21 protein-coding genes are annotated in these 26,054 nt (G+C 61.8%); 3 read left to right on the forward strand and 18 right to left on the reverse strand.

The features are described from left to right. The 4 genes from XcyCFBP4188_RS18900 to XcyCFBP4188_RS18915 form a co-directional block, all read right to left on the reverse strand. On the reverse strand, positions 1-1,065 hold the full coding sequence (locus XcyCFBP4188_RS18900) for a DNA methyltransferase (protein WP_104592628.1): 1,065 nt from the start codon (positions 1,063-1,065) through the stop codon (positions 1-3). After that, positions 1,058-2,158 carry a hypothetical protein gene (locus tag XcyCFBP4188_RS18905; RefSeq protein ID WP_006452622.1) on the reverse strand — a complete coding sequence of 367 codons (1,101 nt, stop codon included), beginning with the start codon at positions 2,156-2,158 and terminating at the stop codon, positions 1,058-1,060. The genes XcyCFBP4188_RS18900 and XcyCFBP4188_RS18905 overlap by 8 nt, the downstream gene beginning before the upstream one ends. 22 nt (positions 2,159-2,180) lie before the next feature. Beyond that, a complete protein-coding gene (locus XcyCFBP4188_RS18910; protein WP_074058290.1) occupies positions 2,181-3,584 on the reverse strand; it encodes a nicotinate phosphoribosyltransferase in 1,404 nt (467 codons plus the stop codon). A gap of 128 nt (positions 3,585-3,712) precedes the next feature. After that, entirely contained in the window at positions 3,713-4,768 is a 1,056-nt protein-coding gene (locus tag XcyCFBP4188_RS18915) for a bifunctional nicotinamide-nucleotide adenylyltransferase/Nudix hydroxylase (protein ID WP_104592629.1), read from the reverse strand. Positions 4,769-4,938: 170 nt separating this feature from the next. Between XcyCFBP4188_RS18915 and XcyCFBP4188_RS18920 the strand changes: the two genes are divergently transcribed. Continuing rightward, positions 4,939-5,817, forward strand: coding sequence for an endonuclease/exonuclease/phosphatase family protein (locus tag XcyCFBP4188_RS18920; protein WP_043910723.1), 879 nt, complete (start codon positions 4,939-4,941; stop codon positions 5,815-5,817). Between the two features lie 459 nt (positions 5,818-6,276). Here XcyCFBP4188_RS18920 and XcyCFBP4188_RS18925 read toward each other — a convergent pair whose 3' ends face one another. From XcyCFBP4188_RS18925 to XcyCFBP4188_RS18940, 4 genes are all read right to left on the reverse strand, one after another. Further along, positions 6,277-8,436, reverse strand: a complete 2,160-nt coding sequence (locus XcyCFBP4188_RS18925) for a carboxy terminal-processing peptidase (RefSeq protein ID WP_174705863.1) — start codon at positions 8,434-8,436, stop codon at positions 6,277-6,279. Between the two features lie 256 nt (positions 8,437-8,692). After that, positions 8,693-9,706 (reverse strand): lipoyl synthase, encoded by a 1,014-nt coding sequence (gene lipA / locus XcyCFBP4188_RS18930; protein ID WP_023905152.1) that lies wholly within the window; start codon positions 9,704-9,706, stop codon positions 8,693-8,695. 15 nt (positions 9,707-9,721) lie between these two features. Further along, on the reverse strand, positions 9,722-10,420 hold the full coding sequence (gene lipB, locus XcyCFBP4188_RS18935) for a lipoyl(octanoyl) transferase LipB (RefSeq protein WP_006449337.1): 699 nt from the start codon (positions 10,418-10,420) through the stop codon (positions 9,722-9,724). Further along, a complete protein-coding gene (locus tag XcyCFBP4188_RS18940; protein WP_006449336.1) occupies positions 10,408-10,686 on the reverse strand; it encodes a YbeD family protein in 279 nt (92 codons plus the stop codon). Before XcyCFBP4188_RS18940 ends, lipB begins: the two co-directional genes overlap by 13 nt. 273 nt (positions 10,687-10,959) lie before the next feature. Between XcyCFBP4188_RS18940 and XcyCFBP4188_RS18945 the strand changes: the two genes are divergently transcribed. Further along, positions 10,960-12,021: a lipid A deacylase LpxR family protein gene (locus tag XcyCFBP4188_RS18945; protein WP_074058294.1), complete on the forward strand. Its 1,062-nt coding sequence runs from the start codon at positions 10,960-10,962 to the stop codon at positions 12,019-12,021. A 123-nt stretch (positions 12,022-12,144) separates the two neighbouring features. Here XcyCFBP4188_RS18945 and XcyCFBP4188_RS18950 read toward each other — a convergent pair whose 3' ends face one another. From XcyCFBP4188_RS18950 to XcyCFBP4188_RS18965, 4 genes are all read right to left on the reverse strand, one after another. Next, positions 12,145-13,350, reverse strand: a complete 1,206-nt coding sequence (locus tag XcyCFBP4188_RS18950) for a D-alanyl-D-alanine carboxypeptidase family protein (protein ID WP_006449334.1) — start codon at positions 13,348-13,350, stop codon at positions 12,145-12,147. 285 nt (positions 13,351-13,635) lie between these two features. After that, positions 13,636-15,036 carry a septal ring lytic transglycosylase RlpA family protein gene (locus tag XcyCFBP4188_RS18955; protein ID WP_006449333.1) on the reverse strand — a complete coding sequence of 467 codons (1,401 nt, stop codon included), beginning with the start codon at positions 15,034-15,036 and terminating at the stop codon, positions 13,636-13,638. Next, positions 15,033-16,172: a lytic murein transglycosylase B gene (gene mltB / locus XcyCFBP4188_RS18960; RefSeq protein WP_104592631.1), complete on the reverse strand. Its 1,140-nt coding sequence runs from the start codon at positions 16,170-16,172 to the stop codon at positions 15,033-15,035. Before mltB ends, XcyCFBP4188_RS18955 begins: the two co-directional genes overlap by 4 nt. A gap of 461 nt (positions 16,173-16,633) precedes the next feature. Next, positions 16,634-18,043 carry a glycoside hydrolase family 28 protein gene (locus XcyCFBP4188_RS18965; RefSeq protein WP_104592632.1) on the reverse strand — a complete coding sequence of 470 codons (1,410 nt, stop codon included), beginning with the start codon at positions 18,041-18,043 and terminating at the stop codon, positions 16,634-16,636. Between the two features lie 30 nt (positions 18,044-18,073). Here XcyCFBP4188_RS18965 and XcyCFBP4188_RS22690 point away from each other — a divergent pair, with 30 nt between their 5' ends. Then, positions 18,074-18,451, forward strand: a complete 378-nt coding sequence (locus tag XcyCFBP4188_RS22690) for a hypothetical protein (RefSeq protein ID WP_139051539.1) — start codon at positions 18,074-18,076, stop codon at positions 18,449-18,451. 6 nt (positions 18,452-18,457) lie between these two features. Here XcyCFBP4188_RS22690 and XcyCFBP4188_RS23685 read toward each other — a convergent pair whose 3' ends face one another. From XcyCFBP4188_RS23685 to XcyCFBP4188_RS18990, 6 genes are all read right to left on the reverse strand, one after another. Further along, positions 18,458-19,447, reverse strand: coding sequence for a peptidoglycan-binding domain-containing protein (locus XcyCFBP4188_RS23685; protein ID WP_325176181.1), 990 nt, complete (start codon positions 19,445-19,447; stop codon positions 18,458-18,460). Continuing rightward, a complete protein-coding gene (locus tag XcyCFBP4188_RS23690; RefSeq protein ID WP_325176182.1) occupies positions 19,428-22,064 on the reverse strand; it encodes a hypothetical protein in 2,637 nt (878 codons plus the stop codon). The genes XcyCFBP4188_RS23685 and XcyCFBP4188_RS23690 overlap by 20 nt, the downstream gene beginning before the upstream one ends. 29 nt (positions 22,065-22,093) lie before the next feature. Beyond that, positions 22,094-22,747: a DUF1629 domain-containing protein gene (locus XcyCFBP4188_RS18975; protein ID WP_043909304.1), complete on the reverse strand. Its 654-nt coding sequence runs from the start codon at positions 22,745-22,747 to the stop codon at positions 22,094-22,096. Between the two features lie 275 nt (positions 22,748-23,022). Continuing rightward, positions 23,023-23,520, reverse strand: a complete 498-nt coding sequence (locus tag XcyCFBP4188_RS18980) for a hypothetical protein (protein ID WP_006451130.1) — start codon at positions 23,518-23,520, stop codon at positions 23,023-23,025. 67 nt (positions 23,521-23,587) lie between these two features. Further along, entirely contained in the window at positions 23,588-24,010 is a 423-nt protein-coding gene (locus tag XcyCFBP4188_RS18985; protein WP_006451131.1) for a hypothetical protein, read from the reverse strand. A gap of 86 nt (positions 24,011-24,096) precedes the next feature. Next, complete coding sequence (locus XcyCFBP4188_RS18990) at positions 24,097-25,794, reverse strand: type IV secretory system conjugative DNA transfer family protein (RefSeq protein WP_046933762.1); 1,698 nt, start codon at positions 25,792-25,794, stop codon at positions 24,097-24,099. Positions 25,795-26,054 lie beyond the last annotated feature (260 nt).

Raw genomic sequence — 26,054 nt, forward strand, 5'->3', positions numbered from 1 at the left:
TCAGGGCAACGGCGGTTCATCCGCCGGCAATTGCAGGTCCAGCTGCAGGCGGATGCCGTCTGCGCCGATGCGCTCGGCGCGCAGATAGTGGTGCGCACGCACCGCGGCCAGCGCCACCGGCGCCCGGCACGGCTCGCCCCACAGGCTCAATGCAAATCCCTGCGCCTGCAGCCAACCGGTGAAGCGGTCCCACAGTGGCTGCTCGGCTTGCAGGATCAGGTCCAGATCGGCCGGTGCCTGGGGCACCAAGTCCGGCGACTCCAACCAACGCGCGTAGCTCCCGTGCACCACCACCGGCAGGCCTTGCGCCCGCACCGCCTGCAGCAACTGCGCCGCCTGCTGCAGGTCCAGCCGCGGACGGCAATGCTGGAAAATCAGTGCGTATTCGTGGCTGCGATTGCTCTGCGTGCCGGCATGCGTCAGCGCTGCGCCCGGCCGTTGGTAGCACAGCACCCGTTCCTCGCGCAGCGTGAACAGGCTGGCGAGGATCCGGCCCAGATCCCACGCCTGCGGGATCACCCGCCCACCGACGGCGACATTCTCCACCATCGCCACGCCGAAGCCATCCGGCCGCAGCCGCTTTCGCAATGCATGCAACACCGCGCGCATGCCGGACAGATAACCCGCGTAATCGGCACTGGCATAGAGCTGCCCAGGCAGTGCTTCACCGCGCCAGTGGCAACCGAAATACGGCACGCTGGTCAGACACAGATCGATCGCCGCAGCAGGCGCGGTGTCGACCAGCGAGCCGACCACGACCGGCGCGTGCACACCATGCCGTTGCAGGCGCGTGCGCGCCAGGTGCGCACGTGCGGGATCGATCTCCATGCCATGCGCGTTGCGCCCTTCCATCGCCGCCGCCAGCAGCGTGCTGCCGAAACCGCAGAACGGATCGAACACCTGCTCCCCCGGCGCACTGAAATGGCGTACGAACGGGCGCATCTGGTTGACCCAGCCACAGTCGCGCCCGCCAAGCGGATCGGCTGCGCACAGGTCATCGGGTAGTGCCCACGCGGGGTTATCCGGCGTCGGCGTCCACCAGCTGTGCTGATCGAGCTCATCCATCGGATGGGTCCCACAGCACATCGGCATCCGGATCCCAACCTGCGCACAAACGGCCGTTGGCGAAAAACACCAGCTTGTAGAGGTCGCCGGTGGCGTGCCGCGCGTGCATGGCCGCATAGTCGGCGCTTTCGAACACCACTTCCAGGCCATCCTCACTGCGCATGCGCAGATTCCAGAAGTAATAGCCCTCGGTCATGCCGTCCGCTTGCCAACGCGACCACCACGGCTGCTGCATGCACTGCGCCAACAAGGTCTCCATAGCGATGCGGTGCTGGGCGATATAACGCCAGGTGCCATTGCTGCGATACGCATTGTCCAGACGCGACAACTCGCGAAAGATCACCTGGCTGGCGCCACAGCTGCGCGCCCACGCGATGTACTGCGCCACGGCATCGGCACTGTCCACACCACCGCGTTGCACGATGCAGACCAGTCGTACCGGCACGCGCGCCGAAATGCCTCGTGCCGTATGCGCGAAAGTGGCCGTATCGGCAATCGGCTCGTCGGGACGAAAGCGCATGATCGCGTCGTTGCCCGCCTGCAGCGGGTGGTGACGCGACAGCTCGATCCACGACAGACCGAAGTCCACCAAGGCATCGATCAACTGCGCACCTTGCGCACGCGCAAACCCGGCACCATTGCTGTACAGCACGCGCTGCTCCACACGCGGGCCGTTGGGCGTTGTTGACAAGGTGTGCAGCAAGGCCTGCAACCAATCCGGATCGTCGGTCATCTCCAACCCGGACAAGGAATACGACAACGGCACCTTGTGCAGCAGCTGCAACGCAGCGCTCAACTGTGCGAAATAGTCCGGCCCCGGACGCAACATCGCTGCGGCCAGGCCGCCACCGTGCTGGCGCAGGTTTTCCGAACAGAAACCGCAGCGCGCCGAACACGGCCGCACCGACGCATACGGCGTAAAGGTGATCGGCAACGCCACCCGATACGTGCGCTCGCCGATGCGCAGCGCATGCCATCGGTTTGTCTCGCGCTGCTGCGGCACGCGCCGCCGCAGGCTGGGCGCCGCAGCGCGCAGCCCGGCCAACAGTGGCGATGCAGACAGCAACGAAGCCTCGTCGATGGAAGCGTCCATGCCGCCGCCTGCGCGCCGAACGTCAGCGACGCGCGGCGTCGGCACGCGCGCGCACCTGCTCCAAGGTCCACTCCTGCTGCATGACGCCGTTTTCCCATACTGTCACCAGCGCATCTTCGCTGTCGGCGCTGGCGGCCACTTCGTCGAGCAATGCACTGCGGTAACGACCATCGCGGCGGTCGCGCAGCAAGGTCAGACGCCCCCGCTTGCTCTGCTTGCCCTTGTCGGTAATCGGGTCCTTGTAGACATCGATCCACTCGCCATCCACACGCACTGCCGAGCACTTCAGCGCGAACTTCTGCGTATCGCGGTCCACCTTCTGCAGCAACGCACCGCCCATGCCGAAGGCGACGTTGTCGGCGGCATACCCGGCGGCAGTGATGCGTTCGAGAATGGCGTGCAGCGATTGCGGATTGATGCCATCGCCCTGGATCACCCGCACATGGTTGAGCACCTTGTAGCCCTTGCCGTTGCGCTGATGGCCGAAGGCGTCGTCCAGCAGCAGCAGGCACTGTTCGACCACATCCACCGGGTCGCCGGAATCGGGGCGGATCACCACCGTCGCGCCGGAGGCAATCACCTCATCGCGCAGCGTGGTGCCCCAATGCTCGCGAATGGCACGGTAGATGTCGTAGCTGTCGGACACCACCGCCACGATGGAACCGGGCCGTGCGAATTGCGTGAGCATGTTGCGATACGCATCCACCTCGCGCTCGCGGCCCCAGCTGGTGATGGTGCTGTGCTCGGCGGCGGGAATCGAAAACCCCGCCACCGGCGTGTGGTAATGCGCACGTGCCAGCAACAACGCCGACAAGGTATCGGTGCCGAGGAAGTTCACCAGATGCGCCGCGCCACCGAGGGCGGCCGAGCCAAGACTGGACACGCCACGCGCGCCAAAGTCATGCAGCTTGAAGGGCAGCTGTCCTTCCGGGTCGTCGCTGGTGCGCTCCAGGTAATCGCGCACGATCTGCTTCACCTGCCAGCTCACCGTGGCCACCGTCACCGGGTACCACACGCGCAGCAACAAGGTTTCCAGATACGACGGCACCCAGAACGCCTTGGCGTCGGTGGATTCGATGGTCATCAACACGTTGTGCGTGGGCACCACTGCGCCTTCGGGCACGGCGCGGATGCGGATCGGCAGCTGTCCGCCAAGGCGGTCGACGATATCGCGCCAGCCGGCTTCGTTGAACGGCTCGCCATGCGCGGCCAATAGTTCCTTCGCATCGTCGATATCGGCGTGCGTCACCGGCCGGTTGATGGCTTCCTTCAGGATCGACTGCAGGCCGAAGAACACGGTCTGGTCGTACACGCCACCGCGCGATTCCACATAGAAAAACGCCGCATCGGTGCCGGGCGGGTATTGCAGCCAGTGGCTGGCCTTGTAGCTGTCGGTATTGAGCAGCAGGTTATCGAGGTAATGCATGACGGAAGCTCCTTCGCGTCGAGTGAACCAGCGGTCTATCCGCCGGCGGGAGGTCATGGTTCAAGCCGACACCTGTGATGAGCTGCTGCTTGATAGTCAGCAGCAGCACGCAGCAGGTGGTGTCGCTCTCAGCCACGGCCCAGGAAAAATTCAAGAATATGCAGATGGTCTTCGTACAAGCGCGGGCCCATCGCCATCACTTCGGCGATCGGAATCCAGCGCGCCTTGTCGGCATCGTCGCCGCCGCGTACCGCAGGCAACTCGCCGGCCGGAAATTCGAAATGGAACGCATGGGTGATGGTGCGTCCACGCAGGCTGCGCTCGGGATGATCGAACACCTGGCGCCCGCGCAATGACCCCTTGAGCACAGGCACCGGCACCTTGAGCCGGGTTTCCTCGCGCAGCTCGCGCAGACAGCCGTCCAGCAGACCTTCGTCCTGGCCGATGAAACCACCCGGCAACGCCCACAACCCCTTACCCGGCTCGGCGCGACGACGCACCAGCAACACATGGCCCGAATGCACGACCACCGCATCGGTGGTGACGAAGGTCGGCGCATACGGCGCGTCCTTCCACGCGGCGCGGTATTGCTCGATGAAGCGGTACTCGGCCACCAACTGCGCATAGCTCGGGGAGTTGCGCCGGAACGCCTCCAGCATGTCGTACACCGGCGCCGGCACATTGCCGCGCAACATCAGCAAGCCACCGTGGAAACCGATCTCGCCGGCTTCGAACAGATAACGACGCAACTCGGTGGCCGACAGCGTGGCGGTGTGTTGCACATCTTCCAGCGGCCACTGCGGAAACTCACGCAGGTAATAACTGCTGGCATCCTTGTCCATGCCGATCAAACCGATGCGCGCATCGAGCGTGCCGCCATCGGCCTGCACGGCTTCCGCCACCTGGCGCTGCACGTCGGCGATCCACAGGCTTTCGTTATAGAGATGGTCGCGCAATGGCCGCACTATCAACCGGGCGCTCTCGCCCGGCAACGCGGACTCGATCATCACCGCGCGTTCGGCGACGGTCCACGGATTGCGAATGGTGCGGGGCGTGTCGGCAGAGCCGATCAACACAATGAGCTTGTTCGCCTTGCCCAGCGCGTGGCGGGCGACGGCGGCGTGGCCGTTATGAAAGGGCTCGAAACGCCCGATAAACACGAGATAGTCGTACTGCGTTGCCATGAGAATCCCTCACGGTTGAGTGGTCAGCCAGCGGTCTATCCGTTGGCTTGGTGCAAATGCTACGCCGATGTGCGGCGGCGTCAAGCCTGCGATGCAGCGATGCACAGTGATCTATCGGTCATGCCAGCTGACTAGACTTGGCAGTCTGCCCTTATCAGGAATTCGCCTGTATGCCACGCCAATCCACACGCCAATCCATTCGCGTTGTGTCACGTTGCTTGCTCGCTGCACTCGCAGTGCTGTGCATCGCAGTACCTGCATTGGCCGCGCCTGCGCCCGCACCACTGCGCGTGATGTCGTTCAACGTGCGCGTGCCGGTGGATACCGACGGCGACAAACGTTGGGAGGTACGCCGCACGGCGATGGTCGCGCTGATTGAACAAGCGCATCCCGACGTCTTCGGCACGCAGGAATTGGTTGAGGAACAGGCGCAGTACCTGGCGGCGCACCTGCCCGCCTATCGCTGGTTCGGCAAGGGCCGTCGCGCCGATGGTAGCGACGAACATATGGGTGTGTTCTACGACAGCCGTGTCCTGACGGTGGTGGAATCGGGCGACTTCTGGCTGTCCGAAACGCCTGAAATTCCCGGCAGCAGCAGCTGGAACACCGACCTGCCGCGCATGGCCACCTGGGCGCTGTTCGAGCGCCGCAGCGACAAGCGCCGCTTCTATCTGTTCAACACCCACTTCGCCCACCGCGACCAGGACGAAGCGGCGCGCGAGCACAGCGCGCGCGTGATCCTGTCGCGTATCGCGACACTGCCCGCCGATATTCCGGTGGTGGTGACCGGCGACTTCAATAGCGATCCCGACAACGGCACCTACCGCACGCTCACCGCGGTACTTGGCGATGCACGCGCACATGCGACCAAGCGGCAAGGCCCGGAGAAAACCTTCCAGGATTTCACCACCCACCCGACCCGACGCATCGACTGGATCCTGTTCCGCGGCCTCACACCGACGCGTTTTTCCACGTTGGAGACGCGCCCAGGTGGGATATTGCCGTCCGACCATTATCCAGTGCTGGCCGAATTCGCTTGGCCACAGTAACACCGCTACAGCCCGTGTCCCGCGATGCTAGGTGGGCAAGGCCCTGCAGCCAAGCGACAGATCAACAACCAAAGCTCAGGTCGTCGAGGGCGCGGTGCCCTCACCGCTCGCGGGACACGCCGTAAACCCGTCCTTGGGGGCTCGGTGGCGGCATCTATGCCGCCACACGGTCCCGCAATCGGCGAGGACACCGCACCAGAGAGTCTGCTGGTTGCTTTGTTGAAAGCCACCGACCATCTCGACTGGCCCTTGCCCGCCCACCGTCGCGGGACCTTACGCGGCATGGATGCCGCGTAAGAGCCTACATGGACGTACTTGCGGCGTGTCCCGCGACGGTGGGCGGGCAAGGGTCCTCCAGCAAAACCACAGGTCATCCGCTCTCAGAGCCGCTCTTAGTCGGCATCAAAAAAAGCCACCGCATGCGGTGGCTTTTTTTGCACTACAAACAACCCGCCAAGATCAATCAGCCCAACGTCCCGGCGCAGTCGACTGCGGCAACACCTGCGCCGATAACGGCTGGTCCTGCGACAGCAGGCCCAGCGCGTCGGCAATGATCGCAGCCGATTCGTGCAACAACGGATCCGGACGCTTCTCTGCGGCCTTTTCGCGTGCGGTGTCCTTGACGATGTCGCGCTCGTTGCCGGTCAGGCCGTCGTCGCTGTCTTCGGCAAGCGGGTCCAGCGGCAAGCCCAGCTGCTTGCGCACCTGCTGGCGATCCTTGCGCTGCTGATCCTGCTTCTGACGCTCGGCGACACGCTCGGCTTCGTTCAACGAGATGAACTTCTTGGCCTTCTCATCGCGGAACTGCTTGACGTCTTCTTCCCACCACTGGAATTCCTTGTCGGTGGCGATACGCGCGGTATGCAGGCCCTGCAACTTGGGCAACAGCGGCGCGAAGTTGCCGTACTGGGTATGCGGTGCAGCGGCGATGCGTGTCCACGGCAGCGCGTTGTCGTAGGTGCTTTCACCGAACTCGGTGGCATCCACGCTGGCCGGGAATGCGATGTCCGGCACCACGCCCTTGTGCTGGGTGCTGGAACCACTGACGCGGAAGAACTGCGCAATCGTCAGCTTGACCTGACCATAGCGCTGACCTTCGGCAGCCGGCCAACGATCAAGATCAACGATGTTCTGCACCGTGCCCTTGCCGAAGCTGGTCTCGCCGATCACCAACCCGCGACCGTAATCCTGGATGGCGCCAGCAAAGATCTCCGATGCCGATGCCGAACCGCGATTGATCAACACGCCCAGCGGGCCGTCCCATGCCACCTTGGGATCGCTGTCGCCGTTGACGGTGACGCGGCCGCCGGATTCGCGCACCTGCACCACCGGGCCTTGCTGGATGAACAGGCCGGTGAGCTCAATGGCTTCGTCCAGCGAACCGCCGCCGTTGTTGCGCAGGTCCAGCACCACGCCGTCGACCTTGTCGGTCTTGAAGCCGGCCAGCAGCTTGGCCACATCGCGCGTTGCCGAGGCATAGTCGGCCGCATTACGACGACGGCCTTCGAAATCCTGATAGAAGCCCGGCAACTTGATGATGCCGATACGCCGCTCCGGCTCGCTGCCCTTGGCCGGCAACGTGATGGTCTCGCCCTTGGCGGCCTGCTCGGCCAGACGCACCTTCTGCCGGGTCAGCGTCACGGTGCGGTGCTTGCCGTCGATGCCCGACTCGGCCGGGATGTACTCCAGGCGCACCTGGGTGTCCTTGCTGCCGCGGATCTTGGCGACCACATCGTCGATGCGCCAACCGATCACATCTTCGATCGCACCGTTCTTGGCCTGACCCACACCGACGATACGATCGCCCGGCTTGAGCGTGCCATCCACGGCCGCCGGACCACCCGGGATCACCTCGCGGATCACCACCATGTCGTCCTGCTTCTGCAGCTGCGCGCCGATGCCTTCCAGCGACAAGGACATCTGCTGATTGAAGGTCTCGGCGGTGCGCGGGGTGAAGTAATCGGTGTGCGGATCGACCGCATTGGTATAGGCGTTGACGAAGAACTGGAACACATCCTCGCCCTTCAACTGCTTGACCGAGTCGGCCAGCGAGACATAACGCTTATCGAGCGTCTTGCGAATGTCGTCAGGCTTCTTGCCGGCCAGCTTGAGGCGCAGCCAATCGTTCATCACCGACTGCCGCCACAGCACGTCCAGCTGCTTGTCGTCTGCCGCCCACGGCACGTCCTTGCGGTCGTACTCGAACTTGTCGCTGCCGGAGAAATCGAAGTCCTGCTTGAGCAAATCGCGTGCGTACTTGACGCGCTGATCGACGCGCTTCTTGTAGACCGAAAACACCTGGAACGCCGGTTCCAGATTGCCGCCACGCAGCGCATCGCCAACGCCCGTCTGCAACGGCGCAAAGCTATCGATGTCGGCCTGGGTGAAGAACTGTTTGCTGCCGTCCAGCGTTTCCAGATAGCGCTTGAAGACGTCCTTGGACATCGCCTCGTCCAGCGTGCGCGGACGGTAGGCATAGCGGCTATCGGAGAGCAGACCGTAGACCAGCTTGGTCGCGGTGGCCTGGTCGGGCGTGGCTGCGGCCGGCAACGCCGTATCGGCGCGTGCGAGCAAGGCCATCGGAGTGGTCAACACCAGCGCCAGCAGGCCGGCCTTCATGGACGTAGAAACGTTGTAGGTCATCGAATGGCTCTCGGCACGGGGCCGATGAAAGGAAGGCGGTGAACGGATCAGACAGCATGACAGTGCCGAAAGTTGCTGGCGTTGTCATCCGCTGCTGAATCAGCCTAGCGCCGGGCCTGTAGCGGATTGTGAACGCGACCGTACCCTGCAGCCGACTGCGCATGGGCCGGATACGACACGGCCCCGCGCTGAAAGCAGGGCCGTGTGGCTTACTCGACTGCCAGTGCTGACCTCAGGCCGCGACGCCAGCGCCGGCTGCCTGCCGGTCGGCGTGATACGACGAGCGCACCATCGGCCCGGAGGCGACATGACTGAAGCCCAGCGCGTTGCCGTAGTCTTCCAGCGCCTTGTACTCCTCCGGCGTCCAGTAACGCATCACCGGGTGATGGTGCGGCGTCGGCTGCAGATACTGGCCGATGGTGATCATGTCCACATCGTGGGCGCGCAGGTCGCGCAGGGTAGCCTGCACCTGCTCCATCGTCTCGCCCAGGCCAAGCATGATGCCGGACTTGGTGGCGATGGACGGATGCTGCGCCTTGAAGCGCTGCAGCAAGGTCAGTGACCACTGGTAATCGGCACCGGGGCGCACGTTCGGATACAGGTCCGGCACGGTTTCGATGTTGTGGTTGAACACGTCAGGCGGGCTCAGCGCCAGGATCTCCAGCGCGCGGTCCATGCGGCCCTTGCCGCGGAAATCCGGTGTCAGGATCTCGATGCGGGTCTTGGGCGAACTGACCCGGATGGCCGAAATGCAGTCGACGAAGTGCTGGGCGCCACCATCGCGCAGATCGTCGCGATCCACGCTGGTCACCACCACGTACTTCAGGCCCATATCGGCCACGGTGGTCGCCAGGCTGGCCGGCTCGCTGGCGTCCGGCGGCTTGGGCCGGCCGTGCGCCACATCGCAGAACGAGCAGCGCCGCGTGCACACCTCACCCAGGATCATGAAGGTCGCGGTGCCATGGCTGAAGCACTCGTGGATGTTCGGGCAGCTGGCTTCTTCGCAAACCGTGACCAGGCGGTTTTCGCGCAGCTTGGCCTTGAGGTTCTGCACCGCGTTGCCGGACGGAATCCGCACGCGGATCCACGACGGTTTGCGCAGCACCGGCGCATCGACGAACTGCACCGGCGAGCGATTGATCTTGTCGCCACCGATCTGCTTGACGCCGGTCTGCAGCGGCGCAGGCGCGGCGGTGTCGCCGGAGACGACCTGCAAGGGGATGGAACGGGCGATAGGCTGGGTCATGGCAATAACGGGCGCTCAGGCCGGAAGCGAAAGGTCGGGCAATGCGGAAACAGGCTGCAACACGAGACCGAACTGGCGCGCCAGCTGATCGAGCAGCACCGCCTTGACGGCGTCCATCCCGGAAGGGCCGCCCAAGTCTAGCACCGAGGTCACTTGCAGGCCCTGGTAGCCACACGGGTTGATGCGCTGAAACGGCTCCAGATCCATCGCCACGTTGAACGACAGACCGTGGAAGGTGCAGCCGCGCCGCACCCGGATCCCCAGCGCGGCGATCTTGGCCCCGCCCACGTACACGCCGGGCGCGCCATCGCGGCGCTCGGCGACGATATTCCATTCGTCCAGCGTGTCGATCAGTGCCTGCTCGATCTTGCACACGTAATCGCGCACGCCGATCTTGAGCCGGCGCAGGTCCAGCAGCGGATAGACCACCAGCTGGCCGGGGCCGTGATAGGTGACCTGGCCGCCGCGATCGACCTGCAGCACCGGAATCTCGCCCGGCGCCAGCACATGCTCGGGCTTGCCGGCCTGGCCCAGCGTAAACACCGGCGCATGCTCGACCACCCACACTTCGTCGGCGATGTGCTCATTGCGCGCATCGGTGAAACGCTGCATCGCACGCCATACCGGCGCGTAGTCCTGGCGGCCGAGATCGCGCAGTTGCGCCGGCAGGATCGGAACCGAGGCGAGCACAGGCTCGGCCGCTACAGCGTCCACTTCACTTCCGGGTGTTCGCGCAGCGCCTGATGGGCGGCATCGAACTGCGCCCGGTCCTCTGCGCGAAAGCCGATCCGGATGGACACGTATTTGCCGGTGGACGAGTGCTTCCAGCTGATGCTTTCTTCCAGCAACTCGACGCCAGTCGCGGCGAGCAGACGCGGAAGTTCGGTTTCCAGCCCGCGTTCGGCCGCGCCCATGGCGGTGAGCTCGAAGGTGCCGGGAAACTGGAAGCCGTGATCGGGGTTGTCGGAGCTGATTTCCATCAGCCCATTATCGGGCCGGTGGCGGGCAAACCCAAGCCTTCAGCTGTCGAACTGATGAGCTTGTTGCTGCCAACAGCCGGGTGAGCAGCCCCAACGTTTTAGCAAAACACTGCCATTACAGTCCCGGACCAAACACATCTACTTGCTGGTGATAGTTCTCTACAGGACAGCACAGGCAGAGAATGCTCCAGCTCCCGGCACATTCACGCGGCGCAGCAGCGGCCGCAGGCACCTTTGCCGAACACCGTCCTTTCCTACCTTTCCAGGCCCTCCATGCTTCGACCGCGCGCGTTGTCTGCTGCCCTGCTGCTTTCTCTCACCGGGCTGTCGATGCCGGCCCTGGCGGCTGATCAATGCGACTCCAGCAGGCTGGGACGGACCCCGCCGGCGGTGAATTTCCGGGTCGACAACGATTTGTTCGGTGGGGAGGATCAGGATCAGGGCTATTCCAATGGCGCGGTGCTGACGCTGGTGTCGCCCAACCTGGTCGACTACACCGACGACCCCTGCCTGCCGCGCACCGCGCGCTGGGTCAACGGTTACCTGGAACGTCTGCATCCGGGCGAGTTCGACCAGCAGAACATGGTGTTCTCGATTGGCCAGGGGATCTTCACGCCGACCGATTCCACCCGGCGCGATGTGATTCCCGACGATCGCCCGTATGCGGGCATCCTGCTGGCGAGCTTCGGCTACAACGCGCGCAACGATGCGCACCTGCGCACGACCCAGTTACAGATCGGCGTGGTCGGCCCGTGGGCGTTTGCACAGGAAGCGCAGGATGCGATCCACGATGCACTGGGCGATGAGAAATTCCAGGGCTGGGACAACCAGCTGCACAACGAGCCGCTGATCAATCTGGTGCACGAGCGCATGCGCCGCTGGCCGGGCGATGCGGCGGTCAATGCAGACGGCTTTGGTTGGGATTTCATTTCGCACTGGGGCGGCGCGGTCGGCAACATGGCCACGCACTTGAATGCCGGCGGCGAAGCGCGCTTTGGCTGGAAGCTGCCGGACGACTTCGGCAGCACCCCGACCCGGCCGGCCGGCGAAAACACCGCGCCCAGCCGCCTGGGACGTGCCAGCGGCTGGTCCGGCCATCTGTTCGTGACCACCGATGCGCGCTGGGTGCTGCGCGACATCACCCTGGACGGCAACACCTTCCGCAGCAGCCACAGCGTGGACAAGCGCGCGTTCGTCGGCGACGTGGGCTACGGCCTGGCGGTGATGTATGGCCGCTGGAAATTCGCCATCGCCCGCTATCACCGCACCCGCGAATTCGATACCCAGCGCGAAACGCCGGTGTATGGGAGTTTCACGATCAGCCGGATGCTTTGAGGGCGGGGAATCGGGATTGGGGAATCGGGAATCGCAAGAGCAAACGCTGTGCTCCTGCATCTACCGATTCCCGATTCCCCATTCTCGATTCCCAAAAAAAAGCCGGCTTTCGCCGGCATTTTTTTATTCAGATTCCCACCACATCCAGAACGCATCCCAGAGGCGCTTGAAGAACCCGCCTTCTTCGACGGCGTTGATCGCCACCAGCGGGGCCTGAGCGATGATCTTGCCGTCCAGACTGACCTTGACGGTGCCGATCTGCTGCCCCTTCTTGATCGGGGCCTGCAGGTTCTTGGCCACTTCCATGCTGGGCTTGAGGTCGTTGTAGCGGCCGCGCTGCAGGCTGACCAGCAGCGGTTGGGCCACGCCCAGTTGCACTTCGTCCTGCTGACCCTTCCACACCTTCTGCTTGGTCACGACCTTGCCGGGCGCGTACAGGCTGTGGGTCTCGAAGAAACGGAAGCCCCAGTTGAGCAGTGCCAGGCTGTCGTCGGCACGCTGGCGCTCGGACGAGTCGCCCATCACCACCGCCACCAGGCGCTGATCGCCGCGCTTGGCCGAGCTCAGCAGGCAATAACCGGCTTCGGAGGTGTGGCCGGTCTTGATGCCGTCCACCGCCGGGTCGCGCCACAACAGCAGATTGCGGTTGTTCTGCTTGATGGTGCCGACCTGGAATTCCTTGATCTTGTTGTAGGCGTAGGTCTCCGGGTAATCGCGCACCATCGCGCGGCCCAGCATGGCCAGATCGTAGGCGGTGGAGTGATGGCCTTCGGCGCTCAGACCGTGCGCGTTGACGAAGTACGAATCCTTCATGCCGATCTTGGCGGCGTAGCTGTTCATCAGCGAGGCGAAGGCTTCTTCGCTGCCGGCAACATGCTCGGCCAGGGCGATCGCGGCGTCGTTGCCGGACTGGATCGCCATGCCCTTTTCCATGTCTTCCAGACGCGCGGTCTGGTTGACCGGGAAGCCGCTGTAGCTGCCGTCGGTGCCGGCGCCGCCCTCGCGCCAGGCGCGCTCGCTCATCATGACCTGGTCGTCGCGCTTGACCTTGCCGTTCTTGATCTCGGCAGCGACCACGTAGGAAGTCATCACCTTGGTGATGCTGGCCGGCGCCAGCTGCTGGTGGATGTTTTCACCGGCCAGCACCTGCCCGGTGGCGTAATCCATCAGGATCCAGGACTTGGACACGGCCGGCGCGGGTGCAGGCGGAACCGGCACGGCGGCCGGCGCCGCAGCCACTGCGGGAGTCGGCTGCGGCGCAGGTGTCTGGGCGCAGACCAGGCCGAAGGCAAACGTGGCCACGACAGCGGCGGCGAAGCGGAATTTCATTGAAGAACGACTCCTGGCGGGCCCGAAGGCTGGGTAATGCGAAATTGTAAGGTGCGACGGCGATCAAGGCGACGCGCCGCAGGGCATGCACGCTTGCAGAGTTCAGCGTTGGCGTAACCGTGCGGGCCGAGAATGCCTGCAGCAGCGCGCGTCGGGATCGAGCGAGGCAGACGACGCTGCATCCAGAGTGAGCGAGTGGACCAGCCGATTCAGTGCGCCAACCCTGCCGGCCGCCCAGTCGACGACTGGGCGGCTGCCTTGATCCCTGGGCTTAAGACGCAACGCTTAGTTGGCGACGATTTGCGGGCGCCCGAAGCCCAGCCCGGCGATGCGCTGGGCGATCTCCGAAGCATTGGCGTGGTCGCGTGCATTCACCCGCAAGCGCCACAGGGTGCGCCCGCCACTGACGATGTCGCTGACGCTGGCACCGGCGATGCCGGCCGAAGCCAGCTGCGACAGCGCCCGATTGGCGTTTTCGCGACTGGCGAAGCTGGCGACCTGCAACAGGATGTCGCCGAGTGCGGTCTCGGCAACGCTGGGTGCCTTGGCAGGCACCGGTTCGGGCTTGGTCGCACGTAGCGGCGCGCTGCCTGCAGGCTTGACCACAGCGACCGCAACCGGTGCGGCAGGCGCAGGCGTCGATGCCGTGGCCGATGCCGGCCGCGGCGCAACCGCTGCCGGCTTGCCGGTCGCAACACGCACGCCTTGCGACTTCATCCACGCATCGAAATTGTCCGGATTGCCCGGCTGGCGCGAATCGGCCACGTGATAGCGCCAACGCTCACCTGCCGCAGTGACCGGCGCGGCGGCGATCGATGTCGCCACGGGTACGGCAGCCGAACTTGCCGCCACCGCGCGCGGAGCAACCGTGCCGTTGGGCAGACGCTGCACCAGACCATCGATCTGACTGCCGCCCGAGGCTGGCCGCGCTGCGGCAACGCCGGTAGCGACAGGTGCCACGCCATTACGGCGCTTGGCCAGCAGATTGCCGTTGTCGGCTTCGGTCAGGCCGCGCACTTCGACATTGCCGGTGCCCTTGCCGGTGATGCCCAGCTTCACCGCAGCGGCGTAGCTCAGATCGATCACGCGGCCATCGTGGAACGGACCGCGGTCGTTGACGCGCACCACCACCGAGTCGCCGGTGTCGGTATTGGTCACCAGCGCGAAGCTGGGCAGCGGCAAGGTCTTGTGCGCGGCGGTGAAGGCGTACATGTCGTAGACCTCCTTGTTGGAGGTCAGCCTGCCGTGGAATTTGCTGCCGTAATACGAGGCGGTGCCACGTTCGACATAGTCGCCGGGGTTGTCCATCACCACGTAGCGCTTGCCCAGCACTTCATACGGCGAGCGATTGCCCACCGCCGAGCGCGGCTCGTTGCTGACCAGCGGCTCGGGAATGCAGGCCACGTTGGGAACATGGTCCGGGGTGGTGTCCTTGACGCCGGGTTTGTACAGGCCGCCGGCGGTGTAATCGCCACGCGTGGACGGATCTTCCTTCGCTGCCGCGTACGGTGAGCTCGACGGGCATCCGGTGGCGACATACGCCGGCCCCTTGCCTTCGACCTTGACGCCCTTGATCGCGCCGCTGCCTGCGCTGCCCGAACTCTTCTTCGGTGCACTGCTACAGGCCGCCAGGCCGAGCATCAGCGCCATCGGGATCAGCCACTTGGGGCCTGTCATGCTGTTCATGCCGGGGGTAACTCCTTGCCGGCGATGGCCTCGGACAGCTGGAACACGGCCATCGCATACATCTTGGAAATGTTGTATCGGGTGATCGCGTAGAAGTTCTGGAAGCCGAGCCAATATTGCTTGCCGTTGGCATCGTCCAGGCTGATCGGGGTGGCGGTGCTGCCGGCCACCACCGGTGCGTTGGGGTGGTAGCCACGCGCGGACAGGTCGGCCAGCGTGTACACCGGCGACCAGTCGGTGGGATTGAATTCCTCGCGCCCGGCCGCCAGCGTGGCCGGTACGGCGACCTGACCACCGCGCACCCAACCGCCCTTCTTGACGAAGTAGTTGGCGACCGAGGCGAACACGTCGTTGTGGTCGGTGAACAGATTGCGCTTGCCGTCGCCATCGCCATCCACCGCAAACTGGCGGTAGCTGGACGGCATGAACTGGCCCATGCCCATCGCGCCGGCATAGCTACCGATCAGCGTGGTGACATCGAGTTGCTCTTCCTTGCCGAGCGCGAACAGCTGGCCGAGTTCATCGCGAAAGAACAGCTCGCGACGCACTTCGCGTTCGAGCTTGGCCGGGTCGCCGCTGCGCGGATAGCGGAACGCCAGCGTGTACAGCGCATCCAGCACGCGGTACTTGCCGGCGTTGCTGCCATAGCTGGTTTCCACCCCGATGATGGCCACGATCACCTGCGCCGGCACGCCGGTGGCCGCTTCGACCTTGCTCAGTTCGGCGCGGTGCTCGGCCAGGAACTTGCGGCCGCCGTCGATCCGCGCCTGGGTGATGAACATCGGGCGGTATTCGTTCCAGGGCTTGACCCGCTCGGCCGGGCGCGACATCGCGGTGACGATCGCATCCTTGAATTGTGCCTGTGCCAGCACCGCTTCGATCTGGGCCGCGTCGATACCGTACTTGGCGGCGGTGTCGCGCACGAAGTTGGCACGGGCGATCTCGAACGGCACCGGGGTCAGGTCCACCGGCGGCAATGCGGGCGCTTCGGCGGCGGCACTGGCAGGTGCGACCGGCGTGCTCGGCGGCTTGGCCGGGGGCGCGCTGGCGGCCGGCGGCGGGGTCGGAAGACTGGGCTGGGTCGCGCAGGCGACAAGGCCGAGGGTGAGCAGGCAGGTCAGGGTGCGTCGAATCATCGGCCGAGAGTAACAGAGACCAGATGAACTTCTGGCAATAAGACCATGAAACGAAAGAGCTTTAGTGGGATTCCAGGCAATGCTGCAGCATTGACGGGCGCTCGCGGTACGCGCCACATGCGCGCGTACCGCACGAAAACGCTCTGCCGGCACGGATGCGCCCGCTGCGAAGAAGTCGGATGCCTGCGGTGAAGGCACGGCATGACGCGGGCTGTGAGCAAGGGCCAACGCGCGCGGGAGGTGGAGATCGCAGCGGCGAATCGCCCAGCGGCGGTGTACTGAATGTCGAAGGCCAGTGCTGGTGCCTCGCCGCCCGAACGTCGGTAACGCAGGGCGGCGTTCCGCCTCAACCCATCAGTGTCGATGCTCCAGACGACGCATCACTTTTCGGCGCTGCATCGCCTTGGAACGTAGAACCACCAAGATCAGGCGCGGCCGAGACTTCGGACGCGCCTGATCGATCACAGTGCCGGGAAACGCGGCGCTGTGGAGCAGGTCGGAATAGCCCCACTCAGTTGCACCGGGCCGGTAGTGACACCGGCGCCCTGCAACTGAGTCTCCGTCAGGTCACTGTTGACCAGCCCGATCCGGGCATTGCTGGCAGTGACGGCGGTGTTGCCTGTCGCAAGATTGGCCAGCACCAGATCCAGCGGCGTCTGCGCATCAAAGCCTTTCAGGATCCAGCCCTTGCCCTTGAGGCCGACATCGCCCGTGGTACGCAGGCCGTTAACGACAATCTCGCTGAAGCTGGGCTTGGTGCCGCTGCCGCCCGTCGAATAGAACGGGTTGATCACCAGCGGGCTGGTCACCCCGAACAGGCAGGTATTGCGATAGGTGATCAGGCTGACCGGCCCGCCCTTGGCGATGCTGGTCTTGATGCGCAGCCCGTTGTTGTCGGTGCTGCGGTTGCCGGCATCGTCGGTGGCAGTGATGACGTTGTTATCGACCAGCACGTTGTTGACACCGGACATCACTTCGCTGCCGATCGAAATGCCGTGGGTGCCGTAGCAGCGATTGTCGCGCACGGTGATGTTGCCGGACTTGGAGGCGATGGTCTTGATGGCCACGCAATCGTCGCCGCCCATCACATCGTTATCGACCAGGCTGGCGTTGACCACGCTGTCCAGATCCAGGCCATCGGTATTGGGGCTGGTGGCCGGCGATTTCACCCGCACGCCCCAGATGGTCAGGCCATCTACGATATGCGCGAAGAAATGAAAGTACGCCGCGTTGATCAGATTGACGTTGTAGAGGGTGAAGGTGTTGGAATTCTGCACCTTGATCAGGTCCGGGCTGTTCTGCACCTGGCCGGCATTCTTGGCGTTTTCGCCGAATTCCCACCAGGTGGTGCTCTTGCCGAGCATGGGCAGATCGCCGCGGCCGTCGATGGTGCCCTGGCGCCCGCCGGTGCGCATGCCCATCACGCCCGACTTGGTGCCCTTGATGCTGATCAGCGGCAAACATCCACCGCTCTTGGCACCGGCAGTGCCGCAGCCGCTGCCGTAGTCGGCCGGATTGCGCGAGCCATACAAAGTGACGCCCTGATCGACGACCAAGGTGACACCGGTGGGAATCGACAGCGGCCCGCTGAGAAACGCAGTGCCGGTGCCGGCCTTGAGCAGCACGCTGCCGTTTTTGCCGGTGCAGGCGGCCAGTGCGGCCTGGATAGTTTTGGTATCCGGCGGCGCACTCTCCGATGCAGCGTCGAACAGGCGCGCGCTCGGTGTGTGGCTGGCACTCACCGATTGGCAGGTGGCAGGAATCGCCGGCTCGGACACAGCGCGCGTATCGCCGGTTGCAAGATTGATGGCGCCGGCTTGTGCGGCGAGCGTAAGACAGACACCGCCGATGGCGGCGGTTAGCAATTTCATGGGAAAGATCACCTGAAAGAGGAATGGCGCGTGCCTGCTGAAGCAACGCGACCCGGCCGCGGCAAACTCAACGGCGTGACGAACTCTACGGAGCAACGCCCGTACATGCGCAAGGCAAGCGAACCCGCCGCCGCACGAACGAAGCCGCACTGCAGCGGTGTGTCGTCATTGCAACGTAGCGCGCAGAACTTTGCGCAATTTGCAAAGTGTCAGCTGAGTGACATGTGCGTGTCGTGTGTGTTGTGGTCTGCGCAGGGTTTCAGCAATCCAGGGACTTACCCGATCACCACACCGTATTTCAAGCAGCCGTATCGGACGTCGAAGCGGCGCGCGAACAGACTCAAACTCGGTACTCAGCTCGATGTCGTGTTGATTGTCATTAGACAAGAAATCTTTCTTTCTGATTGACCAGCATCAACCGCCACCTCCATCGCCACTGGACGCATCCGACATGGCTTGGTGTTGAGAGCGCACAGCAAGCGTCATCATTGGGCCCGACGGGTTCTTGTCGATCTCCTCACGCTGGCGCTGGAACTGCACCATCTCCTGCGCCCGTTGCTGATCCAACGTCTCCGTCTTTCGCAAGGTTTCATCAATGCCAGGCGATGGTGTGTTGAGCGCGACTTCCGAGTGGAACCCCGGCGTTTTGCCAAAAACAAAGGCGACATCATCGTGGACGGTCACTTTCCGCAGCTCATCCGCGCGCTCGATCCCCGACTCTTTGACGGCATGCAGCACTTCGGCCGTTTTCTCATCAGAAGTGCCCTTCGGAAGTTGCGCCTGGATGGCAGAGAACAAGGCGTAATCCCGATGATTAGAGGAAAACCCCTGTTGAGCGACGTCTTGGGATGGCCTGATTTGCTCGACCCGACCCTCATCGTGTTCGTATGCGTTTGAGCGGGCAGTTGTCCCACCGAAGCCAGGCGATAACGCATAGGAGGACGTGCGCTCAGGCAAGACGATCTGTGCCGGCGCTTCGCTCTGCGTTGGGATTGCCGGCGACGACGCTCGCACCGCATCTTGCTGCTCTGCCTGCACCGAAGTAGACGATGGCACATCGTTCTGTGGCGTGACTACTCGGGCTTGCTGCTCACTGCCCTGCTCCACTGCTGCATTTGCCGATGTCGGCTCTGTGGGTTTCAAGGACACTCGGCGCGCGTGTTGTGCCTGCGACAGCGCTGCATCCAGTTCTTGGCCGGCAATGCCTGTTGCCGGCAAGCCCTGGTCTTGCTGGAACTGCCTTACCGCATGTTCGGTCTCCGGACCGTAGTGCCCGTCTTGCGGCACGGCCTGGCCGTTCGGTCCCCGGGCATCTAATTGCTGCAAGCGATACTGCAAGAACTCGACCTCTCGCCCTCGGTCGCCCAGGCGCAGCCCTTCCACTTCATGGGATGCCGGCGACACTGGCGCAGCGGCCTGAGTAGGCGCTTGATCGGCAGAGGTCGAAGCGGATGATGCCGGCCCGGCACTCGGCGCAGATGCGCTTGCCAAGGCTGGGAAGGTCGCCTCTGCCTTCGGCTGGACTGCGCTGACTGTCGAGGGTGCAGCAACCACAGGCGGTTGGGTCTCTTGTGGTTCGCGTTGCGGGACAGGCTCGGGCTTCGGTTCGGCAGGTTTGGCGATCGGGCGCGCGTCTTCCTGCAGAGGCGCGCTGGCGGATGCAGGCATAACGACCGGGGGCAGGCGTTGCCGTCTCCGCAACAGCAGGCGCGTCGGGTGTGCGTGCAACATCTCGATCCCGCCGCACGTCAATGGCTGCCTGAGGCGCTTGGGTTCCATCCACACGCGGGGCAGTGACGGTCGTTGCTGCGAAGCTTGCGACCTGTTGCGCTTCTTGCGTGGAAACCCCTTGCCGATTGGCCTCCCGCAACGCTTGCTCGTAGGCGTCGCGCTCCTGAGGCGAACGATGTTCGATCTGCTGTTCGCCAAGCTCGGGCACAGGAGACGCCTGGGCGTGAGCTTGCACCTGCTCCCGCGCGTGTTGGATGTCTTCGCTACTGGTGACCGCTGCTACTCGGATGACACCGTCGCTGCCGCGTTGCAAATGGGCAATGGGGCTGTCGAGCTGACGCGCGCCTTGTGCATCGGGATCGAGCGTCAAAGAAGAATTTGACGCATCCAGGCCCGAGTTTGCACGCGTGGTGTTGATGGCCAACTGGATGGCAGCAAGGGACTCGACATTCGGATTGAGGCCATAACCTGCATAGGTTGTCGCCAGGCTCGAAAGGTCCAACTGATCCTGAGTCGGGCGCTGCCATGCTGGGAGCGCAGCCATCGTTTGTTCGTGTTGTTGGAGATGTGGCTGTATGGCAACGCGTGTGGCCGACAGTTCCGCAGCGATTGTGCCGGTTGCCACCTCGCCGTTATGGCGCCACACACCGTCAGCAAACTGATATTGCTTGCTGTTGGACGCCTGTAAGTTGTCCGTGTCAAGCGCAGTAGTGACGGCTGACGGCGATTGAATGCCGGTTATCGTGTCCCAGCCATCCAGGCGGTGCGCGACCTGATACCGAGCGGCGAGCGCCGCTGGCCCCTGCACGATATTGCTTTCCAAGACCTCGGCAGCTTGCGCGTCCAATTGCGCAGCACGCGCAGCCGGCGCAAATTCGGCCTGAGTGGTGTTGCCGCCATTTGGATCAATGTCGGTAACGCGGGTGCGCTGCCACTGACCGGTGTCGGCGTCACGCGTCCAGTTCGCCGGCAACAAGCTCGGAAGATCAGTGCTGCTGGCTTCCAAGTTGTAAGGGCTACGCGGTGGCGGCATCCGGCTCATTGCCAGTTCGACCGATGTATTGGCGGCTCGGTAGTCCAACTCACGGCGGGTATCGAAGTCTGCCGAAAACGTTGTCTGCTGAGGACGGTCAATTGCATCGGCGCGAAGATCAGCAGCCATCGGCTGCACCCATTGCCGCCCGTTGAAGCTCCACTGCCTGCCCAAGGAATCTACTTGGTGCGTGATCGCGCGCTCATCCAAGGTGGCCATCACCTTGCCAGACACCACGTAACCGGCAATGCCCCCCACTGCCCCACCAACGGCAGCGCCAACTGGGCCACCAAATGCGCCGATCTCCGCTCCTGCCCAAGCACCGGCCCAGGCGCTTGCGTTGTTAGCGGCGTAGTTGCGCAACTCCTGTTTAGCACCCAGCAGGTTGTCTTGCGCGAGCAATGTGCTCACCCGTTGACTGGTCCCAATCGCATCGGTCGCCGATGCCAGCAATCCCGTTACACGAAGTGCTTGGCCTGCTGACAAGCTACCTGCCAGAAGCTCGGGCGTGGCAAAGCCGCGCTGGCCTGCGGGAATGCGTAGCGGCCTCGCCGCATCCGCTCCTAAAGCCTGCTCGACTTGCAAAATCCCCTGCTCAGAGAAGTTCAAACGGCCATTCGCGTGTGCCTCGGCAATGGCTTGCGAAAGCACAGTGCGTTCGAGAGCAGGATTGCCGCCCTTGGACAGGTTCTCGCTCGCTTGAGCCATCACTTGCAGTGTGCGGGAAACATGCATTTCGGACTGCGTGATCGATGACCAGGCCAGCTCTGACGGCAGCATTTGTCCAAAGCGGCTAATTTGTGCTTGGTGCACTTGTTCGTAGCTGGGGACGTTGCCGAAAAAGGACTGCACCCTTGGCCGAATGTCGTCCGCTTTCAGGCCTAATGGCGCATTGGTGTAAAGATCACTATTGATCAGCCCCGTTCGCATGGTGTCTTGCAAGCGTTCTACTTTCGCGGCAAGCCTCTGCGCCGCATCGGGATCACCCGCTAGCATCTTCTGACCGTCAGCGCTCCGTTCAAACCGATCGAGCCAAGTTAGTGTGCCAGACTGATACGTGCCAATTGGTCCTCCACTGTGTGGTGGCAAGTGGAGCGCCGATGCAAGATTTTTATTTGCTGGCATAAAGATGCGATTGCGCTGCGCATCCATCTCAAAGAAGCCGTCGTCAGCAAGATTTCTTAGCAACGGACTGTTATCGAGTGTTTGCTGCTCGATAACATGATGATCCTGAAACAACGGGCGCGGTCTTGCCATGAAGCCACCTCTACATGGTTTGAGCAGTCTTACTGATCAGCAGCGTCGGCAAACCACAGCCCGTCCGAATGACTCTTGGCTCCAATCCCGGCATGCCTGACAGCCTCGCGAAGCACGCTATCGCACACAACAAGTATTCCTGAGTAGGGAACGCGAAAAATATGCGCCGACCCAATAACGCCTTTATCAAAGGCCAGCTTGGCGCCACCGGAAAGGTCATAGAACTTACCATTGACGAAATCATCGCTGATCTCAACCTTCAACTCTGATGCTTCTTCGTCCACCGCATCGAGCACACGCACAACATCACAGAGGTAGTGTTTTGGGCCAACTGACCCATCGGGCAATCGAAATTCACATTCGGCAAACTCAAATCCCTGCGGATCAACCGCCTCAAAGACGTTCTTTAAGCGCTCCGAGACAAGCCAGTAGCCGCTATAGATGCCTTCAAGATCGCGGGGCATCTTGCCCTTTTTGGGATCGTAGACAAGCAGTGGCGTTTGACGAAGTGGCGGAATTCCGCCCTTGACTGGACGCAAGATGCGACGAGGCGGCGTAAGAAGCTCTTTCTCGTTTTCAAATACGACGCCCGAGGTCTTCCAGTTGCTGCGGATGTCCGGCATCAATGTGTAGAACTCACCTTTCTTTGGACCACTCTGGACAGTCATATTGTCTTCTTCCATTTCTATATCCAAGTCAAAAGCATTTCGCCCCTTACATCCATCCATCATGACAAAGGTGGATTTTATTTTCCACTTCTCTGTCCAAGGACATGCATCCTTAAAATTTCATCATACACATCCTCAACAAGCCATCTTCCAACCCATAAGCACTGATTAATACTCCACATCATTAAAGTTCACCTGCACCACAAGTGCACGCAGATCTCCGCCTGAGCGATATGCATCCGGTCGTCCCCTCAGTGAAGTAATGGCTTCTTCCGCACTCAATGCACTTTTCATCTCACACAGCCCTCCGATATCTCGACCTGGGCGTCGTAATCGATATATCTTGAGTGGACCCCTCCAAACCCCTTGTGCGCAGTCAATGCCAAACCCAAGTCTTCGATAAATTGTGGCACATCTGAATTTAGATGAGCCGGCAGGCCTTTCCCGCCATTGATCCAAATTAGCATCCAACGAGACCAACCGGCTCCATTTCTTCCTCCACCGCTTTCAAGCATATCAATTCGCAACGTCAGCAATTCGCCACGCCAATAAAAAGTCCATTGTGTTTGATTGCGAATTTCAGATTCACCGCCACCACCATGTGCCACGTTTCGCAAATAGATTTCACGATCGCGATCGATGACCCAATCTCTTGCCCTGGTCCCTCCAACCAAAAATTTACTGTCAATCGACAAAATATCATATCTAGCAATATCGTCAGATGAAATAAACTCGCTCACGAATGCCATATTGATATCCCAACCTTTAATGATTTCATGAACAGGCATTGAAAATGCATATCGACACCGTTTTAAGAAAAAAAACAAATCAATAAACAGCTAGACTACCGATAAATTATTTTCCGCGCGACGCAAGATATTCAACTACAGGCGAAAGATCGGAAAAGTAGTCGCGATACACGGGGAATGCCGAAAAATCCCTGTATCTTTTTTCGGCGACTTCTCGAAAAAAAACATTTTTCGTCTTGTCACCGACTGATTCAGCAAGCCTCACGCTTACAATTGCAGCATCAAGATCTTGGGATGCCTCACGATGAAATTCATTCAGCGTGGCGCACACCATATCCATCATTCTTTTGTAGGCGGGCCCGTATTTTTCCGTCGAGAACTCACCGCCCGGCAAATTTTCCGAGAATTGATCAAGCGCATTCTGCAGTCGCGATAGATACGCAGGATGACTTTTTAAAATATTGTCCAACTCCTGTGGAATTGGACATTTCAATTCATACTGCCGATTTTCATTTTCATGGACTGACATCCCACCTTCTCACATCAGTGATTTGGAATCAAAAATTAACTACCAACGCACGTCATCATTGCAATCGTTCTGACACACACCTTTGCTCATTCAACTAGCGACCTCAACGCCTTAACTTCTACTTTCGCTAATAGCCGTTTGGTGAAGTAGGCATCTTCGTAATACTTGATCTTCTCGCAGAGCACCGGGCTTGGGATGCCTTCGTAGAGGAAGACTTCCTTGTCAAAGCCCATTGCCTTCAACTCCTGCGGCAACATCAAGGCACGGCGTTGCTCGGTCTCAGAGTAGGACACACTGCTTTGCTTGCCACTGGTATGCGACTTGTTCTTCTTGCGCACCGTGGTGTAGCCGAGCATGTCCGAGTAGTCGTTGGCGTCTTGCTGCTCGCGTGGGGCGTAGACGATTTGCAACGCATGGTTGGTGATGATCGTACGCGAGACATCCTTGCCATAGGTCGCGTCCAGCTGCGCCATGCTCTGGATGATCGGCAGCAAGCGGATGTTGTAGCCGGCCATGTAGCTCACCGCGCTTGCAATGATGTCGACCCGGCCGATGGATGTGAACTCGTCCATCAACAGCAAGCACTGGTGTTTGAGCGCCGGGTTGTTCTGCGGCAACTCTTTGGTGTTGAGATTGATGAGCTGACTAAACAGCAGATTGATCAACAAGCGGCTTTCGGCAAGCTTGTTCGGCTGGATGCCGATGTAGATGCTCATCTTCTTCTTGCGCACATCAGTCAGCAGGAAGTCGTTGTCGCTGGTTGATGCATCCAGGATCGGATTGATGAACTGGTTGAGCGGCTCCTTGAACGTGCCCATGATCGAGGCGAAGGTCTCTTCGGCTTGCGAGAGCAAATTGTCGAACGCCATCTTGGCGTCGCGGCCCAGGAAGTCGCGCTGCGAGAGCTTTTTGAGATAGCCCTTCAAGTCGCTCCCATCCCCAGACGACACGCGATAGAGCATCCCAAGGGTTGGGAACATCCAGGTGTCTTTCGGGTGCTTGCGCTTGATCTGATCGTCCAAGCTATCGAACAAATAGAGCGTAAACGCCATGAAGGCGTTGCGGGCTTGGCTCACCCAGAACTTCTGGGCGTCGGAGCCATCCGGGTAGAGCATCGCCGCAACACTCATCAGATCCGACACGCGAAACGCGGGATCCGGTGAGATGTAGCTGAGTGGGTTCCAGCGGTGGGTGCGCCCGTCTTCGGCAAAGGGGTTGAACAAAAAGACCTCTTGGCCTTGGCTCTTGCGCCAACCCGAGGTCAGGTCGAAATTTTCTTGTTTGATGTCCAGGACCACCACCGAGCCTTGGTAGTCGAGCAGATTGGGAATGACGATGCCCACGCCCTTGCCCGAACGCGTGGGCGCGGCCAGGATCACAAACTGCTGGCCGGGCAAGCGCACCAACTTGCCGCCGTGCTTGCCGACCACGATGCCGGTTGGCGACGGCTTGAGCATGTCTTTCTTGGCCAGATCACTGCCAGAGGCAAAGCGCGCGTCGCCATGCAAGGCGGCGGCCTTTGGCTTGAACAGCGGGATCAGCAGTGCGAACCAGGCCAGGAGTGGCACACCAAAGCCGATGGCGCCGGCCAGCTTGATCTTGGTGGCATAGGGAGCGAACTGCGGGAGGTCGAGCGCTTTGATATAAGACCAGTAGGTGCCAAAGCTGAGCGGCCCAGCCACCTTCAACAGCATCAGGATCAACTGACCGGAGAGGAGAACCCCTCCGATTAAGGCAAACAGCAAGAGCCCAATGGCGACGCCGATCTTGATCTTTCCTTTCATGATGCGGTGCCTTTCATCCTCGGATCCTTGGCTTTTTCATCAGACAATCGTCTATCAGATTACAGGATCAGCCTACGGCACAGGATCGGTACGCACCGCCACAAAAGCTTGGGCACCTGATTACTCATATCGAGTAGAACGCATACCTAAGCGGTAATTCAGATCGTGGATTACACGCTAGATGTCCCCTCCAGATCGGATCGAGTGCCTTGGCTTTAAGTGGTCCTTGCAATCGACGGTTTGTCGCTAGGCGATGTAAT

It is taken from the genome of Xanthomonas hortorum pv. cynarae, from assembly GCF_002939985.1.
Lineage (GTDB): Bacteria > Pseudomonadota > Gammaproteobacteria > Xanthomonadales > Xanthomonadaceae > Xanthomonas > Xanthomonas hortorum_D.